We start from the raw sequence: 16,487 nt of genomic DNA, 5'->3' as shown, positions 1-16,487 counted from the left end.
CTGACCCTTCCCGATGGTCCCGACCGTTGCCGGCCGTCGACCTGACGCTGTGGTTGCGCAACCTGCCGGGCCACCCGGATGCGGGGCGCCTGCATGCGCGAATGTGACCTGTTGCACACCGCTGCCGCAGTTGCCCGGGCAGGGGGTGCTGGTCAGCAATGCGGTCGGGCACGGCGATGTACCGCCGGGCGAACTCACGCCTCGTTTTGTCGATGAAGCCGGCCGGCGGCGCCAGGCATTGGCGCTACAGTGCGGGCCTGCGATGGTGGTGGTGGCAGGTTTGCCCATGGTGCTGACGGGAGAAGCGGTGTGAGTAGCGACTGGATCCTTGCTGCATGCGCAACGCCGGATGCGCGCGTGCGCGCTGCGGCGCTGGCGCGGCAGGAACAGCTGACCAAGCCGCACGGCGCGCTGGGGCGGCTGGAGCAACTGGCGGTGCAGCTGGCCGCCTGGCAACGCAACGCGCACCCGACCGTGCAGCGGGTGTGGATTGCGGTGTACGCCGGTGATCATGGCGTTGCCGCCGAAGGTGTCTCGGCCTTTCCGCAGGCGGTCACCGGCGAGATGGTGCGCAACTTCGCACGCGGCGGCGCAGCCATCGCGGTGCTGGCGCGCGAGCTCGGCGCACGGCTGGAAGTGGTGAACCTGGGCGTGGTCAACGACCCGGGCGAGCTGCCACGGGTGCGACGTGCGTGGATCGCGCCGTCCACCGCCAATCTCTGCGAGCAGCCGGCGATGACTCAGGCGCAGTTGCGCGATGCGCTTGCCGCCGGCGCCGAGAGCATCGCGCAGGCCAGGAGTTGCGATACGCAGTTGTTCGTCGGCGGCGAGATGGGGATCGGCAATACCACCGCCGCCGCCGCGCTGAGTTGCGCCTTGCTGTCCCAATTTCCGCAGGCGATGGCCGGTGCCGGCACCGGCCTGGATGCCGAGGGCATCGCGCACAAGGCCACGGTGATCGCGCGTGCGCTGGCCGTGCACTCCGATGCGGCTACCCCGCTGGAACGGTTGCGCCGGCTCGGCGGCTTCGAGATCGCCGCGCTGGTCGGGGCGTATATCGCCGCTGCGCAGGCCGGCATCCCGGTGCTGGTGGACGGCTTCATTTCCACCGCTGCGGCATTGGTCGCCACCCGTCTCAACCCTGGCGTGCGCGAATGGCTGCTGTTCGGGCATCGCTCGCAGGAACGTGGTCACGCTGCGCTGCTGCGCGCACTCGATGCCGAACCGCTGCTGCAGCTGGATCTGCGCCTGGGCGAGGCCAGCGGCGCGGCGGTGGCGATTCCGCTGCTGCGCAGCGCCTGCGCCTTGCACAACGGCATGGCCACCTTTGCCGAGGCCGGCGTATCCGACGCATGAGCGTGCGGACCACCTTGCTGCGGCATGCGATACCGCCAGCGCAGTGAGCGCGGCCAGTTCGAAGACCCGCTGACCGAACCGGGGTGGCAGCAACTGCGCGCGGCTACTGCAGTGGGTGATTGGAATCCGGGCAGCATGCAAGGTGGACCCGGTGCGACGTGCGTTCGTATGGCGGGCATCGTGTGCGGTCACCATCAACCCACCACCGGCAAAAACAGCTGCTGCGGTGGCGGGTGCATCAGGAACTGCTGGTGCGAAATATTCCAGGCGTAGGCGCCGGCCAGCGGAAAGGCCAGGCAGTCGCCGGGGGCCAGTGCGGCGACGGGTTGGTTGCGGGCCAGTACGTCCTTGGGCGTGCAGAGCTGGCCGACCAGGGTGACTGCGGTGTCGCTGATGACCGGCGGGTGCACCCCGCGCAGCACGCGGACCGGGTGGTCGTGCGCCTGCGCGGCCGGCGTGCGGAAGTGATGGGTGCCGCCGCGCGCGATTGCAAACCAGGCGCCGTGGCTGCGCTTGAGGTCGAGCACTTCCATCAGGTACCAGCCGCAACTGGCGCTGACATAGCGGCCCGGCTCCAGGCGCAGGCGCACCGTATCGCCGTGCTCGTGCAACAACGCCGGCAGCCCCGCGCAGAAGCCGGCCCAGTCGAATGAAGCCTGCGGCGCCAGGTAGTCCACGCCGAAGCCGCCGCCCGCATTCACCCTGAGCGGCCCGAGACCGTAGGTGTGTCGCCACTGCTGCACGGTGCGCAGGTAGGCGGCGATCAGGTGCAGCTGCGCACCGGCATCGCGCTGGTGCGACATCAGGTGGAAATGAAACCCTTCCAGGCGCAGCGCAGACGTTGCGCGCAGCAGCTGCATGGCGGTGTCCAGGTCCTGCGGGTCGAGCCCGAAGGGCGAGGGCTGCCCGCCCATCATCAGGCGCGTGCTCTTGGCGCCGGGTACGGCGATGTTCATGCGCAGGAACACCGGCACGCAGCGGCCGGCAGCCGCGGCGATGGCCGCCAGGCGCTGCAGCTCGCCGAGGCTTTCCACGTGCACGCTGCAGTCGGGCAGGGCCACCGCCTGGGCGAGTTCGCTGTCGAGTTTGCCGGGCCCGCCGAACAGCAGCGCTGCCTGCGGTTGCTGTGCATGCAGCCAGGCCAGTTCGCCACCGGATGCGGCCTCGAAGCCGTCCACATGCGGCGCGAGCGTATGCAGGATCGGTGGCTCCGCATTGGCCTTGGCCGCGTAGAACAGCTCGCACGGCGCAGGTAGCTGCGCGCGCATCCACGCCGCATGCGCGTGCAGCGCGGCCAGATCGTAGACATACGCGCAGACCGGGCCATCGCTGCTGGCGCGCAGTTGCGGCAACGCAGCGATGACGCGGCCCGTGTCGATCTGCAGGCTCACGCCGCCACCTGCCGTGCGCGGAGGAGCGGCGCGATGGGATTGGGCAGGGCGGTGTAGTCGGATTGACGGTCGGCGCGTTGCAACAGACGGGTGCCGAGATTGTTCTTGCCCGGCAGCGGCGCGCCGTCGATCAACCCCTGCAGCGCGGGCTGTGCGCCGTGGCGCTGCTGCCAACGCACGGCAATCTCTCCCACGCGGCGCCACAGCTGCGCTTCCAGCGTGCCGTCGCCTTCGGTCAGATGGAAGATGGCCTCGGCCAGGTTGTTGACCAGGGCGCAGTAGGCCACGCGGTTCCAGCCTTGTTCGGGCGTGTAATACAGCGATTGCCGCGCGCGCTCGCCGACGCCGTGCAGCCGTGTCGGTGGCCAGTGGTGGGCAAGCAGCTTGGTGCCTTCCAGGTCGCGAATCCACACCCGCGTCGGCCACCCGTCGGCAAACCCGATCACGGTGTTCTGCAGATGCGGCTCCAGGGCGATGCCATGCTGGAACAACGCGCTCCACACGCCGTCCAGCAACACGCTGGCATAGGTGCCGAACCAGCGCAGTGTGGCGGTGCGGCGATCCATCGGCGTGCGGCTCAGCGCCTGCAGCTGCCGGGCGCAGACGCTATTGCCCTGCGCATCACAGGTAAACAACGCTGCCGCCACCTGTGGCTGCCAGTGCGCGCGCTGCGCGGCGGGGATGGTCTTGCGGTACAGGATGCCGAAGCTCTCCGACAGGTTGCGTGCGGCGTGCGGGTCGGCGTCGTGCAACGCGCGATCGACCTGAGCTACATCCAGCGAGGTTGCCGCAGGTTCCAGCATCACATCGAAGCCGGGCACCTGCGCGGCCAACGCTTGCCAGCTTGGCGCCAGCAGCTCGGTGAGGGCGACCGCACTTTCCAGTTCGTACCAGGCGTTCTTGCGCACGCAATTGGTCAGGCGCACATGCACCGAGCACTTGAGGAAGTACTCCAGCGCCGGGTGATACAACGTGCGTACCGACGAGGTGGGGCGCAGTGCAGCGCCACGCAGGCCGACCGGTGCGATGAGGCCGCGCGATTGCAGCGTGCGCAGCAAGGGGTCGTCCAGCAGGCGTTGCGCCTCCCACGGGTGGCAGGGATACAGCGCCGGGTCGCCGGACAGCTGGGTCAAGCTGGCACGCACGTCCTGGCCCTGCACGCGCAGCAGGCGCGGGTCGATGCGGAACCAGAACAACTGGAACTGCGCGCGCGCTTCCGGGGCGCAGGCCAGTACCTGCTCCAGCGCGACGCCTTCGCGGCTTTTGGGCGTGGGATGCAGCGCATGCCCCCACAGCATCGATTGCTCCGCATCGATCATGGCCTCGCCGCTGGCCGCGCTGTGCTGGGCCTGCCGCAACAACGCCGCGGTGACCGCCACGCTGTTGGCGCTTTGTGCCAGCAGCTCCGGATTCACCGCCTGCCTGCTGCCCAGCGACTGCAGCAGGCAGCGTGCCAGGGCGTGCGCTGCCAGGCTCTGCCACGGCTGGCCGGCGCTCTTGAGAAACGGCGTGGATGCAAAACGGCAGCGGCCCAGCCGGTCGGCATGGGCAATGCGCACGCACAGCGTGCCGGCGGCACCCAGCGCGATGCGCAGCCAGCGCTGTTCGGCAACCCGCGGGCCGGGGCGATCCAGCCCGCGGTAATCGAAATCGGCGGCATGTTGCGGGATGGCGAACTCGCGCAGGTAGCAGTTCAACCAGCAACTGCAGGCCTGGGCGTCGGCCATGCTGTCGTACCAGGGGTCATGCATCGTGTGCGGCGACATCGGCAGATCTCCTCGAAGGAAAGCGCACCAGGACGGTGAGCGCAGCAGCGGCGGCCGCCAGCGCGGCGGCCAGGAAAGGGCTGGCCGGGCCGGCGGCCTGGGCCAGCGCACCGGCGGCGGCGCCGGCGGCCACGCCGGCCCACTTGCCGCAGGCATCGAACCGGCCGAACAGGCGCCCGGCGCCGTGGCCGCTGGCGACCAGGGCCAGGCTGCGGTTGAGCCCACGCAGGCCGAACAACATGCCAAGGCCGAACAGCAGCCGCGCCGCCACCAGCGCGATGGCGTCGTGCAGCAGCGCCTGCCACAGGCAGGCAAGCGCAAACAGCAACAGCCCGGGCATCAGCCATGCATGGCCATCGCCGCGCCGCCACCACGGCAGCACCACCAGGTACACCAGGTGCGGCAGGCTGTAGAGCAGGCCGGCGAGCGCATCGTGGCCGGCGCCGCGCGCGAGTGCGTAGGGAATGAAGTACGGGAAGGTCACCACCATCGCAAAACAGAACAGGAACTGCGCCAGCAGCAGCGCAGGCCATGACGCTGGAGTGGCCTGCAATGGCGCCGGACCCGACGCGGCGCTGCGTGCGGCCACTGGCCGTGGAGCGGGGTGATCCGCCGGCAACCGCCAGGTCAGCGCGAACGCGATCAGCGGCAGCAGCGCGAGCGCGCGGTACAGCGATTGCGCCGGGCCCAGGGCAAGGGCCAGCCCCAGCAGCGCGGGTGCGCTCACCATTGCCAGCCGTGCCGAATACTGGGTCCAGTCCAGTGCACGCGCCAACGGGCCGGCCTGCGGCTGGCTGGCCAGATAGGCGTTGGCCGCGGCCAGCGAGCCGCCGCAGCCGCCCTGTACGACCAGGCCAACCACCAGCCAGGGCAGCGACGGTGCGAAGCCGGCGATGGCAAAGCCCAGCGCCAGCCCCAGCTGCGCGCGCAGCAACGAACGCTTGCGCCCGTAGCGGTCGGCCAGCCGCCCCCAGGTGCCGGCCGTCAACGCGGTGCACAGCGTCGGCAGCACGTACAGCACGCCGCTCCAGCCCACCGCCGCGCCCGGTGCCAGTTCGGCCAGCACCTGCGGCAGGAACAGCGGCATGCCCAGGGCGGTGAAGGCGGCCAGATAGTGCGCTGCCAGCACCGGGCCGAGAATGCGCTTCATCGCCCACCACCGGCCTGATGGCGCGGCTGTTGCGCAAACGCAGTGCCGAACGGATTGGGCGCGCTGTTGCCGTAGAACTTGTTGATGTCGCTCGCCCCGGTGAGCTGCTTGCTGAGCAGGCTGCCGGCACTGAGCAGGTACTTCACCGGCAACCGGGGCATGGCGAGCAGGTCACGCGCGGGCGCGGTATCGATGCCTTCGGCGTGCAGGTGTTCAAGCGTCCGCGCGAGCTGCGCCTGCAGCTGCGCCGCCAGCGGCGCGCGCAGCGCCGGCTGCCACTCGGCCAGGCCTTCCAGCACCGCCTGCAGATCCAGTTGCAGCACGATGGTGCAGAACATCTGCGCCAGCGCCTGCGCATCGTCCACCGCAATCCGCGCATCGTGCAGCGGGCCCAGCGTGTCGATGTCCGGCAATTGGGCGCGCAGTTGCGGCATGGCGATCCGCGCGGCGTCGTTGTCCTTCATCAGCAGGCGGGTGCGTTGGCCGTGGGCATACACCAGCACGCTGTTCTGCTGATTGGCTTCCAATGCAATGCCGTAGCGCAGCCACAACCTCAAATGCACCGCAAGCAGCAACTCGGTGTAGTCGCGCCACCAGGCCTGCACGTCGCCGTGGGCGAACTGCTCGGCCAGGTGGATCGCCATCGGCCGGCCATCGGGCAGCCACGCGCACAGCGCGGCCACCGGCACCAGCGTGGCGTCGTCCAGGGGTGGATACCGCCGCACCAGATAGGCCAGGTGCCGGGTCTGGCCCACATGCCCGCCATGCGACTCGTCCACGAACACGCACCGGCCCCGTAGGGCGCTGTCGTGCGCATCGATGCGACGCAACGCGCGCTCCAGCCAGTGCCCGTCGTACAGCGTGGACGGTTTGATCAGACGCAGGTTCAGTGCGCCCAACGTGCGCATCGGGATCGGCAGTTTGAGGTGCAGGTGCGGCTGCTGCACTGGCACCAGCGTGCGCACCGACAGGGTGGGGCGCACCTGCAGCCATGCACGCGGTGCACGCACCGCACCGGCCGGAAGCTCGAAGCCGGGCTGTTCCAGTCGTTCCCACACCAGCGGATGCACCGGCCAGGCCAGGTGGGTGTGCGCAAGCGCCGGCGGCAGGCCGAGCGTGGCCATGTCAGGCCACAGCGCGGCCGGCGGCGTGCTGGTGCAGCTGACCAGTGCATGCGGGATCGCCAGCCAGCGCAGCGCGAAGGTGGGCGCAAACTCCGGCGCGTAGTCGCGCAACTCCGATGCCTCCAGCCCGGCCTTGGCGCGCGCGGTGGGATAGAACGGGTGGTCGCGGTAACTGGCCAGCTGGTCGCAACGGTAGGCGCGTTCGGCCGGGTCTGCGTGCTGCAGGGCAGTGGCCAGCGCCGGTGCCTGCGCATCGTAGGCCTGGCGTGCCAGGCCGCGGTGTGCAGCAGCGCAGTCGGCCTCGTCGGCATAGGCGCGGTGCAGCTGCAAGGTCTGCGCATCGAGCTCGGCGCCCATGCGCTGCAGCCAGGCCCGCGCGCCCTGTTCGAGCTGCGCAGCGTCGGCCGTCTGCACCACCCAGCGATCGCTGCAGGCGCTGAAGTCCTGCAGCACGCCGCCGTGGTGGATCGGCAGCCACAACGTGCCGCCGGGCAGATGCGTGATGCGCCACCAACCGCCCACCGGGCCGGGGTCGGGCCACTGCGCCAGCACGCGCGGGTCGGGCGTGGCCGCCTGGCCGCGGCTGACGATTCCGCGCAGATCCTCGCGCAGGCAGGCGTCGATGATGCGGGTGGTGATGTAGCGCTGGTCGTCGGCGCGGCTCATGCGTGCACCTGCGCGGTGTCGATGCGCCAGTGCAGACCGGCCTCGGCCTGCACCACCGCCTGCTCCAGCGCCTGCGCATCGCTGGCCACCGCACTCAGCACGCCCAGGTAATCCTTGTTGGAGTGGCTCAGCTGGATGCGTTCGCCCGGTGCGCGCATGCGCCGGTACTGCACGTCGCTGTGCGCGTCGCGATGGCGGCGGTCTTCGCTGGCGGTGACCAGTTCGCCTTCCGTTTCGGCCACGTAGTAACGCAGCAGGGCATGCGCACGCTCGCTGCGCAGCTGCGGCAGCGGTTGGCCCAGATGCGGCGCCAGCGCAGCGGCAAACCAGTGCCCGCCGAACATGCCGTCGAGCAGGAATTCGCGGCGGTCGCCGATGCTGCGGTAGTTGATTTCCACCAGCACCGGGCCCTGGTCGGTGAGGATGAATTCGCTATGGCACAGGCCGAAGTTGACGCCGAAGGCACGCAGTTGCTGCAGCGCCTGCGCAACCACTGCGGTATCGACCCGGGCATCCCACTGCGCTTCGCACTCGACAAAATGCGGTGGCGGCGACAGGCGCACCCTGAACCCGCCGATGGCCTGCAGCGTCTGCCCGTCGCCCAGCGTTTCCAGCGTGAACAATGGCCCCTGCAACATGCCTTCCAGCAGCACGGTGCGCTGCGGGTGGCGCTGCCATACCTCATCGAGATAGTCCTGCAGGTGCGTGGCATCGGCGCAATGGCGCACATCCAGGCTGGCCACGCCTTCGCGCGGTTTGGCCACCACCGGCCACGGGATCTCGTCCGGTGGCGCGGCGCCGGGCGCCAGGGTGCAGAACCACGGCGAGGGCAGGCCGCGTGCACGCAGGCGCTGCCGCATCGCGGCCTTGTTCTTGGCCGCGTAGCAGACCTGCCAATCCTTGCCCGGCAACCCCAGGCCGGCCGCAACCAGCGCCGTGCTGGTCTGCAGATGATCGCTGTTGCTGAAGACCGCGCGTGGCCGCAGTGCGGCGTCGTGCAGCACATCCAGCACGCCGAGCGGATTGAACACGTCGCATTCGATCACCCGCTGCGGCGCATGCGTGGGGTGGTCGCGGAAATAGGCCAGGTGATCGAGCCGATGGTCGGTCAGCAGCCACACCGGAATGCCTTGCGCGTGCGCGGCCGGCAAAAAGCCATCGGTGATGGCCGGGTGGCAGACATGGGTGAGGATCACCAGGGGGGCGTCGGGTACAGCATTCATGGCAGCTCTCGTTCGACAGGGCGGTGGGGAAACCGATAGGTAAACGGGCTGCCTGGCGCCGCGAACGGGCGTTGGGTGGCCTGCGATCCAGCGATCGCACTGCCGCATGCTGCGGCGCTGATGCGTGCCTCATGCACGCCATGTGGTGGGCGATGGCGATGGCGTGAGCGCCATGGCCATCGTGGTCGACCACTGCCCCTGCACAGTGGTCGCGTCGTGCCGCTGCGGGTTGCTGCAGCGACGCCGATCAAGCGATGCCGACATCGGCCAGGTGTGCGTGCCGGTGCAGTACCGCAACACGTCTCACGCCGCGTGCGGCTTGCTGCGGCCCGCACCGCGCACCGGGCGCAGTCGTTAGAACGTGTACTCCAGGCCGGCAGTGACGGTGCGGCCGGGCGCGGCCTGACGGCCCCACGGGCTGGTGTCCACGCCACGGAACCAGTACTGCCGGTCGAACAGGTTGTTGATCGCCAGCGAGGCGCTGAATTTCTGCCCATCGCGTTCGAACAAGGTATGGCTCACCTGCGTGTTCCACACCATGTACGCCGGCAGCTGGCCCACCGAGGCGATGGCGTTTTCCTGCACGGTGTTGGCGGCATCGCTGAAGGCCTTGCTGAAGTAGTACCCCGACAGCGCGACAGTGGTATGACCGAGCGCGTAGGTGCCGCCCCAGGTGATCTGATTGCGCGAGGTAAACGGCACGCGCAAGCCACGGAATGTCCCTGATTCCTGGCTGGCATCCAGATACGCATAGCCGGCGTTGAGCGTGAGCGCGCGCAGGTTCTCCGGGCTCCATTGCAGTTCCACCTCGCCTCCTTGGTGGCGGGTCTCGCCCAGATTGCGGAACACGCGGGTGGTGTTGTCCAGCTGGATCTGCTGATCGAAGTCGATCAGGTAGGCGCCGACCTGGATACGGGTGCGGTCGTTGGGCTGATAGCGCGTACCGGCTTCGTAATTCCACGCCAGCTCGGCATCGAGATTGTTGCCGAAGATGATCTGGGTGACCTGTGGCGCGCGCATCGAACGTTGCCCGTCCGCATACAGGAACCACTGTTCATTGGCCTGGAAACCCACCGTCAGCCCCGGCAGCACGTCGCGGGTCTGGTTGAGCGTGCTCACGCCGGTGGCGCGGTTGAAATAGCGCGAATCCAGGCGCTCGTAGCGCAGGCCGGGCGTGATGGTCAGGCGCTCGTCCGGCAAGGTGATGGCATTGCTGACATACGCCGCCAGCGCGCGGTCTTCGAACTGCCAGTCGCGCACCGTGGTGAACAGGCCATCGCGCAGCCGCAGGTTGCCGACCAGGAAATCGATGTCTTCGCGCACGGCGCGCACACCGGCGGTCCATTGCTGCCGCACGCCGCCGGCACTGCCCATGCTCCAGCTCAGGCGCGGCTCGCTGCCCACCACGCGGAAGTCGCGCGGTGCGGTCTGGCGCAGTTGCGGCGGCAGGTCCGACCGCCAGGTTTCGGTGGCGGCCTGGCGCATGCCGACGATGAAGTTGCGGCTGCTGCGCGCGCTGAAGTTGGTCCAGTCCAGGCGCACGTCCTGCAGCGGGCCCCAGTCGCCCAGCAGTTGCTCATAGCTCAACGACGCGCGCGTGGTGCGGCCGTTGAAGGTGTCCAGCGGGCGCGTGGCCTGGCGCGGATCGCGGCGATAATCGGCCGGGCTCAGGGCACCGGCCAGATCCATGTCCACCAGGTAGCGCTGCACGCTGGCCTTGAGCAGCTTGGTGTCGTCCAGCCACCATTCCGCACGCACGCGCAGATTGCTGATGTCGGTGTCGCTGTGCGCGCGCCAATAATCGCCGTAGGTGCGATTGGCATCGACCTGCATGCCGAAATTGTCGCTGAGGTAGCCGCCGCTGCTGAGCGCGCTGTCCTGCAGGAACTGGCCCCGGCCGCCGGCGGTGACCTTGTGCGCCAGCGTGGTGCTCCAGTCGCTGGGGATCTCCTTGCTGACCAGATTGATCACGCCGCCCACGTTGTTCGGCCCGTATTGCACCGCCGCGCCGCCGCGCACGATGTCGATGCGGTCGATCTGATTCAGCCCCACCGGAAACAGCGACAGGCTGGTTTGCCCGTACGGCGCCAGTGCCAGCGGGATGCCGTCTTCCAGCACCTGCACGCGGCCGCTGCGGCTTTCGTACAGGCCGCGCAGCATGAGCTGCGGCAATGCGCCGGTGCCGGTTTCGTCGAAGATCTTGATGCCAGGCACGCGCTGCAGGGCATCGTCCAGCGAGCGGTTGCCGCCATTGCGCAGCTGCTCGCGGTCGATCACCTGGCGGCTGCCCGCGTAGCGCTGCACGTCGTCGGGTTTTGAGCGGCCGAGCAGGCTGCCCTGCACCTGGATCGCGTCCAGCGCACGGATCGGCGTCTCGCCATCGAGCCCGGCGGCATCGGGCGTATCGGTGGCGAACGCCGACGGCGACACGCTCAAGGTGAGCGCGGCCATGACGGCAGTGGTCAGGGTGTGGAAACGGAACGTCGACATCTACGGCGTGCTCCTGCAGGCGGGTAGGGAGGCGGGCGCGTCGAACGTGGCCAGATGGCCGCGCAACGCGCGCTGGATCAGGGCGCGGTCTTCGCCGGCCAGCAGCCAGCGCAGATCCGGTTGTTGCAGCCAGTGCGCGCGTTGCGCGTCGGTGCGTGGATTGGGGCAGAACGGCACGCCGGCCGCGCGGCAGTGCGCCTGCAGTTGCAGCAGCAACTCCCACACCTGCGCATGGGTGGGTTGCGGACCCAGGCCCAGATCTAGTGCCAGATCCAGCGCACCTTCCATCACCAGCGCCACGCCGGGCACGGCAAGAATGTCGGGCAATGCGGCTACGCCAGCAGCGCTTTCGATCATCGGCACAATGCGGATGTCGCGGTTGGCCTGCGCGATATAGGTCGGCAGGTCGGTGTTTCCGAAGCCGGTGACGCGGCCGCCGGTGATGCCGCGCCGGCCCAGCGGCGGAAAGCGCGCGGCGGCGACCGCGCACGCCATCTGCTGCGCCGATTCGGCGCGTGGCACCACGATGCCGCGCGCACCGGCGTCCAGCACGCGGCCGATCAGTTTTTCGTCCACCTCCGGCACCCGCACCCAGGCTTCGCAGCCGGACAGCTCACACGCGCGGATGGCATGTTCCAGTTGCTCCGGCGCACGCAGCACGTGCTCCAGATCGAGCACCACGAATCCACAACCGATGCGGCCCAGCAGCTCGCACAGCTGCACGCTGGGCAACGCATTGAGAAGGCCGACTGCATACGCCATGGTAGAGGCCGCCAAGGAAACGGGCGCTCATCCTGCGCTTGATGGGAATGATTATCAAGTGTGTCTTTCGGTCTTTTTGGGTAACCAGGAGAGGTGGCTCGACTCGTTGGACTGAATTTGGAGATAGGCATCGATACCGGTGCAGCTATGTCGCCCGATTCGAGTAGCAGCACTGGCGTTGCGCCAGGAGAAATATTGTTGCTGTCCAGGAAAGGACGTAGCCTTGTAGAAACAGGGCGTTTATCGGCCAACTACACGATATATCCCACTTCAGTCGCGCTGCTATGCATTTCCCTGGCGACTTTACTGTGCGCCTGCGAGCAGAGGAGGCCGCCATGCAATCCAAGGACGTGCAGGCCCGCGACGCTGACGTCGATCCGATCTATCGAAAGAACCCGTATCCAAAGCAGGCTTATCGGGTCACCATGACCATTGAGGATGCGCCAGGACCGTTTGGGGCAGTGTCAGGTACAGCCTTTTATGACATGACAAATCGCGGTGAACGTGCGCCGTTCGATCCCGCTTTGGGCATGTCGACAAACCGAAATAAAACGGAATTTGAATAGCTTTTCAAAGAGTAGACAACGGGGCGTACGTTGCGATCGTTTATTCGGATGGAATGTTGGATGCGGTGTTGATACGCCCAGAGTTCCGTAGACACTCAAGACCCTCGTTGCGCATAGCGCCGTTCAAACTCTACAGGGGACAGGTCACCAGTTGAACCGTGGCGGCGGTTGGGGTTGTAGAACATCTCGATGTAGTCGAATACCTCGGCGCGTGCGGCGTCCTTAGTGGGATAAATCCGTCGCCTGATCCGCTCGCGTTTGAGCAGGCCGAAGAAGCTCTCCACGGGTGCGTTGTCGTGGCAGTTGCCACGCCGACTCATGCTGCACACCAAGCCATGGGACGCCAGGAAACTCTGCCAGTCATCGCTGGTGTAGACAGACCCTTGGTCCGAGTGAACCAGGCAACCAGCGTTGGGTTTGCGCCGCCACACCGCAGACAACAAGGCCTGCACGACCAACTCGGTGTCGGCCCGATCGCGCATCGCCCAGCCGACGACCTGCCTGGAAAACAGATCGATCACCACAGCCAGGTACATCCAGCCTTCGTGCGTGCGAATGAAGGTGAAATCACTCGCCCAGGCCATGTCCGGCTCAGTCACGTCGAACTGTCGGTCCAGCAGGTTGGCCGCCGCCTTGCACGGCATTCCGCCATGGAAGCGCGGTTTGCGACCATAGCCTACCTGGGCACGCAATCCCGCGGCGCGCATCAATCGATGCACACGATGGCGACTGCAACGCTCACCCAGATCGCGTAGGTCCTTGGCGATCTTGCGATGCCCATACACACTGCCGCTGGCCAGCCAGTGGTGCTTGATTAGTCCAAACAACCGATCATCTTCCTTGGCGCGCTCACTGTCGGGCGCCTTTAGCCACGCGTAGTATCCAGCCCGGTTCACCCGCAACACCCGGCACATCGCACACACCCTGAACTCCCCGCAGTGGGCTTGCATGAAGGCGTACTTTGCCTTTACCCCTTGGCAAAGTACGCGGCGGCCTTTTTTAGGATGTCGCGCTCCTCGGTCACTCGACGCAACTCGGCCTTCAGGCGCCGAACCTCGGCGCTCTGGTCCACCTCGGCGCGCTGTACCACGCCGGGCTTGCCGAACTTGCGCAACCAGGCGTACAGGCTGTGCGTCGTGACACCCACCCGCTCGGCGACTTCTGCCACCTTGAACCCACGATCAGTCACTTGCCGGACCGCCTCGATCTTGAACTCATCCGTATACCGCTTGCTGCTCATAGACACCTCCGAATCGACCATTTTCCATGGCCATGAGATGTCTAGGAAACCCTGGGCGTATCATGTATTATGGAAAAGGGATTTGTCATTGGGATTTTGGCGGGGTAAGCGTTTCGCTCAAGGCGACCGGTGCACGGGGTGAGGCAAACTTCATGCTAGGTCTGGATAAGAAGGATTTTTTTGCTTTTGAACCAGTGGCTGTTTTTTGGTCTGGTGGGTATCGTAAGGAAGATGTGGTGGACTACCCGGATACAGTGCTTCCTAGTGTTCGAAGCGTTTAAGAAGGAACTGCGCGACAATCTCTTCAAGGTCACCCTGCAATCTGTAAAGGAATCGCCATGAGTTTTAAAAGTCAGTAATAGGCGGTGCTTGCTCGCGATGGGCCGCGTGAGACTGGAGAAAGAAGCCAGATTATCGATATTGGTGGGGTTCCTTGCCGGCGGCTAATGTATGTGGGCCATCCATCTGGTATCAAGGTATCATTTACCAGAGAAAGGATACCCGCAAAATAGTAGTCGCTCACCGCGGCACCGAGCCTGATCGATAGCTTTCCAAGGATGGAGCTTGCGCTGATGGCAGCATGGTGGTGAAGCGGCATAATCCCTAGGTCGACGATGCAATCGAGCTGATCCAACGGTCAATCGACCGGCGGAGCTTCAGGCAGAGCGCGATGGGCCAGCGGCTGAATCGCGTCCCTGACGAATCTTGTTGAGACGACTATAAAAACGGCGTAGGCTCTGCTATCAAGCATTTATTGGCCAAATCCAATCGTGTATCGCGCCTCCATCACACTGCTATGCATCTCCCTGGCCGCATTGCTGTGCGCTTGCGGAGCAAAGGAGACCACCATGCAATCCAAGGACATGCAGGCCCGCGACGCTGACGGTGATCCGATCTATCGAAAGAATCCGCGCCCTACGCAAGCCTATCGAATCACCATGACCATCGAGAATGCGCCAGGACCGTTCGATTTTGTAGATGGCGCGGCTTTTTATCAGATGACTAACCATACGCTGTGCACCCCGATTGAGCCGATTGCCGGCGTCTGGTCAAAGCAAAAAGAAGATAGTATTCCTGCAGTTTTCAAGAAAATCGATACCACGACCTATGTTGCGACGATTTTTGCAGACGGCATGATTGACGCAGATTATTATGGAAAGGGCGTGTGTCATTGGGAATTGATGGGTGTCGGCATTTCTTTAAAGGCGAATGGCAAGAAAGAGGAGACGAACTTTTCGCCTAGTCTGGAAAAAGATCAGATTCTAAGTTCAGGCAAAAAGACGACTTATTTTTGGAGGGGTGGCTACCCGCGGGACGAGTTGGAAGACTTTCCAGATACTGGTGAGGGCGATCCTGCTAAATTCAAGGATGAGTTGCGGGGAGAATTGTTTAAGGTGACATTATCTGCCAGGAAGGAAGTGCCGTGACTCTAACTGACCGAGATTACGCGGCGCTGGCAAATGATTCTTATAATCGGCCTGATATGGTTGGATTAAAGAGTCCCGTTATTTCAATTGGAGAGGGTCGATATCAGCGCCTCGAGTATATGGATCGCCCTTCGGGATATCAGGGGGTCGTCTATCGGAGCGTGGATACTAGGGAGGTAATCGTTGCACATCGCGGTACCGAGCCTGATAGACAGCTCTTGAAAGATGGCGCTTATGCTGATGGCAGCATGGTGGTGAAGCGTCATAATCCCCAGGTCGACGACGCCATCGAGCTGACACAACGGGCGATCGAGCTGGCAGAGCGTCTAGCGAAGCGCGATGGGCATAAGCCCGAAGTCACTGTCACCGGGCATTCCCTTGGCGGCGGACTGACTCAGGTCACGGCGCACCATTTCGGGTTGAAAGGACAGACATTCAACGCCTACGGAGCGACGAGCCTGGATCGGCGAATTCCCGAGGGTGGTAACGAGGTAATTAATCACGTAATGGCTGGCGATGCGGTCAGCGCCGCCAGCCGGCATTACGGGCGCGTGGAGATATACGCTACGCCGCAAGAGATCGCCACGCTGAAGAGAGCTGATTACGCCAACGACAATGAAGTGCTGGATGCGCGCCTTCCGTTATTAGCGGCAGCCAAGCTGGGCGATTCGCACGTTATGCATAACTTTCTCCCCGTCGATGCGGACGGCAAGCCGGATCGTTCCGTATTGGACGATCCCGCAACACGTCAGCTCGCGCAGCAGTACGCGCCAATGATCGAGAAGTATCGCGGCGACGTCGAAACGCTGCGGGCGGGCTTGACGTTGTATTCGCGTGGAATCCCTGGCCTTGTCCGTGATGGCGTCGACCAGCTGCGCGGTCCAGCGGAGTCGGGCGCCGGGCGTCGGGAAATGGATGCGCCCAGCTGGCAGCAGCAGATGCAACAATTTCAGCAAGACCGCGAGCGCAGCCATGCGCCACAGACCTGGCAGGTCCCGCTCAAGCAGGATACGCAGGAGGTGCGCGCGGCGTCGCCGACACACGGCGGCAAGCCGTCCTCCCTGCAGGACGACCCCGGCGCATTTCTCGACCGCATGTTGGCCGCCGCACAGAACGGCGACCGTGATCAGTTCCGTCAGATGACTCATACCCTGGCCAACGAACCGCCCGGCCGCGGCTTGCGCGCCGAGGCGGTCGAGGCGGTAAACCAGCAGGAACAACAGGCGGCCCAGCAGGCGATGCAGGCACAGCGGCAACAGGCCGAGTCGCAACAGCAGGAAACCATGCGCGTCGGTGCGCGCAGCCTGTAATCGTCATCACCAGCAA

12 protein-coding genes and 3 pseudogenes are annotated in these 16,487 nt (G+C 65.7%); 7 read left to right on the top strand and 8 right to left on the bottom strand.

Annotated features, from left to right (window positions below; all coding sequences use genetic code 11):
- Positions 1-13 precede the first annotated feature (13 nt).
- From RZV17_RS15215 to RZV17_RS15205, 3 genes and pseudogenes are all read left to right on the top strand, one after another.
- Complete coding sequence (locus tag RZV17_RS15215) at positions 14-313, top strand: bifunctional adenosylcobinamide kinase/adenosylcobinamide-phosphate guanylyltransferase (RefSeq protein WP_243851636.1); 300 nt, start codon at positions 14-16, stop codon at positions 311-313.
- Positions 310-1,356, top strand: coding sequence for a nicotinate-nucleotide--dimethylbenzimidazole phosphoribosyltransferase (gene cobT / locus RZV17_RS15210; RefSeq protein ID WP_047695093.1), 1,047 nt, complete (start codon positions 310-312; stop codon positions 1,354-1,356). The genes RZV17_RS15215 and cobT overlap by 4 nt, the downstream gene beginning before the upstream one ends.
- Positions 1,353-1,482, top strand: a pseudogene (locus RZV17_RS15205) (histidine phosphatase family protein); the annotation flags it as partial. The gene cobT and the pseudogene RZV17_RS15205, both read left to right, overlap by 4 nt.
- A 68-nt stretch (positions 1,483-1,550) precedes the next feature.
- Here RZV17_RS15205 and RZV17_RS15200 read toward each other — a convergent pair.
- The 7 genes from RZV17_RS15200 to RZV17_RS15170 form a co-directional block, all read right to left on the bottom strand.
- Positions 1,551-2,747: a type III PLP-dependent enzyme gene (locus RZV17_RS15200; protein WP_355604667.1), complete on the bottom strand. Its 1,197-nt coding sequence runs from the start codon at positions 2,745-2,747 to the stop codon at positions 1,551-1,553.
- Positions 2,744-4,513 (bottom strand): IucA/IucC family protein, encoded by a 1,770-nt coding sequence (locus tag RZV17_RS15195; protein ID WP_355604664.1) that lies wholly within the window; start codon positions 4,511-4,513, stop codon positions 2,744-2,746. The genes RZV17_RS15200 and RZV17_RS15195 overlap by 4 nt, the downstream gene beginning before the upstream one ends.
- The gene (locus RZV17_RS15190) at positions 4,491-5,663 is read right to left on the bottom strand and encodes an MFS transporter (protein WP_355604661.1); all 1,173 of its coding nucleotides are present in this window, start codon (positions 5,661-5,663) and stop codon (positions 4,491-4,493) included. Before RZV17_RS15190 ends, RZV17_RS15195 begins: the two co-directional genes overlap by 23 nt.
- Entirely contained in the window at positions 5,660-7,453 is a 1,794-nt protein-coding gene (locus RZV17_RS15185) for an IucA/IucC family protein (protein ID WP_355604658.1), read from the bottom strand. The genes RZV17_RS15190 and RZV17_RS15185 overlap by 4 nt, the downstream gene beginning before the upstream one ends.
- The gene (locus RZV17_RS15180) at positions 7,450-8,676 is read right to left on the bottom strand and encodes an ATP-grasp domain-containing protein (RefSeq protein WP_184438627.1); all 1,227 of its coding nucleotides are present in this window, start codon (positions 8,674-8,676) and stop codon (positions 7,450-7,452) included. Before RZV17_RS15180 ends, RZV17_RS15185 begins: the two co-directional genes overlap by 4 nt.
- 354 nt (positions 8,677-9,030) lie before the next feature.
- Positions 9,031-11,166, bottom strand: a complete 2,136-nt coding sequence (locus RZV17_RS15175; protein WP_184385499.1) for a TonB-dependent siderophore receptor — start codon at positions 11,164-11,166, stop codon at positions 9,031-9,033.
- Positions 11,167-11,928, bottom strand: coding sequence for an HpcH/HpaI aldolase/citrate lyase family protein (locus tag RZV17_RS15170; protein ID WP_047695569.1), 762 nt, complete (start codon positions 11,926-11,928; stop codon positions 11,167-11,169).
- Positions 11,929-12,263: 335 nt separating this feature from the next.
- Between RZV17_RS15170 and RZV17_RS15165 the strand changes: the two are divergent.
- A pseudogene (locus RZV17_RS15165) lies at positions 12,264-12,559 on the top strand (hypothetical protein); the annotation flags it as partial.
- Between the two features lie 30 nt (positions 12,560-12,589).
- On the opposite strand, the gene RZV17_RS15160 reads toward RZV17_RS15165, so the two are convergent.
- A protein-coding gene (locus RZV17_RS15160; protein WP_355604652.1) for an IS3 family transposase occupies positions 12,590-13,734 on the bottom strand; the annotation gives its coding sequence in 2 pieces (ribosomal slippage) (positions 12,590-13,497 and positions 13,497-13,734; 1,146 coding nt in all).
- Positions 13,735-14,099: 365 nt separating this feature from the next.
- Between RZV17_RS15160 and RZV17_RS15155 the strand changes: the two are divergent.
- From RZV17_RS15155 to RZV17_RS15145, 3 genes and pseudogenes are all read left to right on the top strand, one after another.
- Positions 14,100-14,338: pseudogene (locus RZV17_RS15155) on the top strand (lipase); the annotation flags it as partial.
- A gap of 244 nt (positions 14,339-14,582) precedes the next feature.
- Positions 14,583-15,161 (top strand): hypothetical protein, encoded by a 579-nt coding sequence (locus RZV17_RS15150; protein WP_355604649.1) that lies wholly within the window; start codon positions 14,583-14,585, stop codon positions 15,159-15,161.
- Positions 15,158-16,471 carry a lipase gene (locus RZV17_RS15145; RefSeq protein WP_355604646.1) on the top strand — a complete coding sequence of 438 codons (1,314 nt, stop codon included), beginning with the start codon at positions 15,158-15,160 and terminating at the stop codon, positions 16,469-16,471. The genes RZV17_RS15150 and RZV17_RS15145 overlap by 4 nt, the downstream gene beginning before the upstream one ends.
- The last annotated feature ends 16 nt before the right edge of the window (positions 16,472-16,487 follow it).

It is taken from the genome of Xanthomonas cannabis (assembly GCF_040616535.1).
Classification (GTDB): Bacteria; Pseudomonadota; Gammaproteobacteria; order Xanthomonadales; family Xanthomonadaceae; genus Xanthomonas; species Xanthomonas cannabis.
Note: the sequence above shows the minus strand (reverse complement) of the source record. Positions and strands in the feature narration are given on the sequence as shown.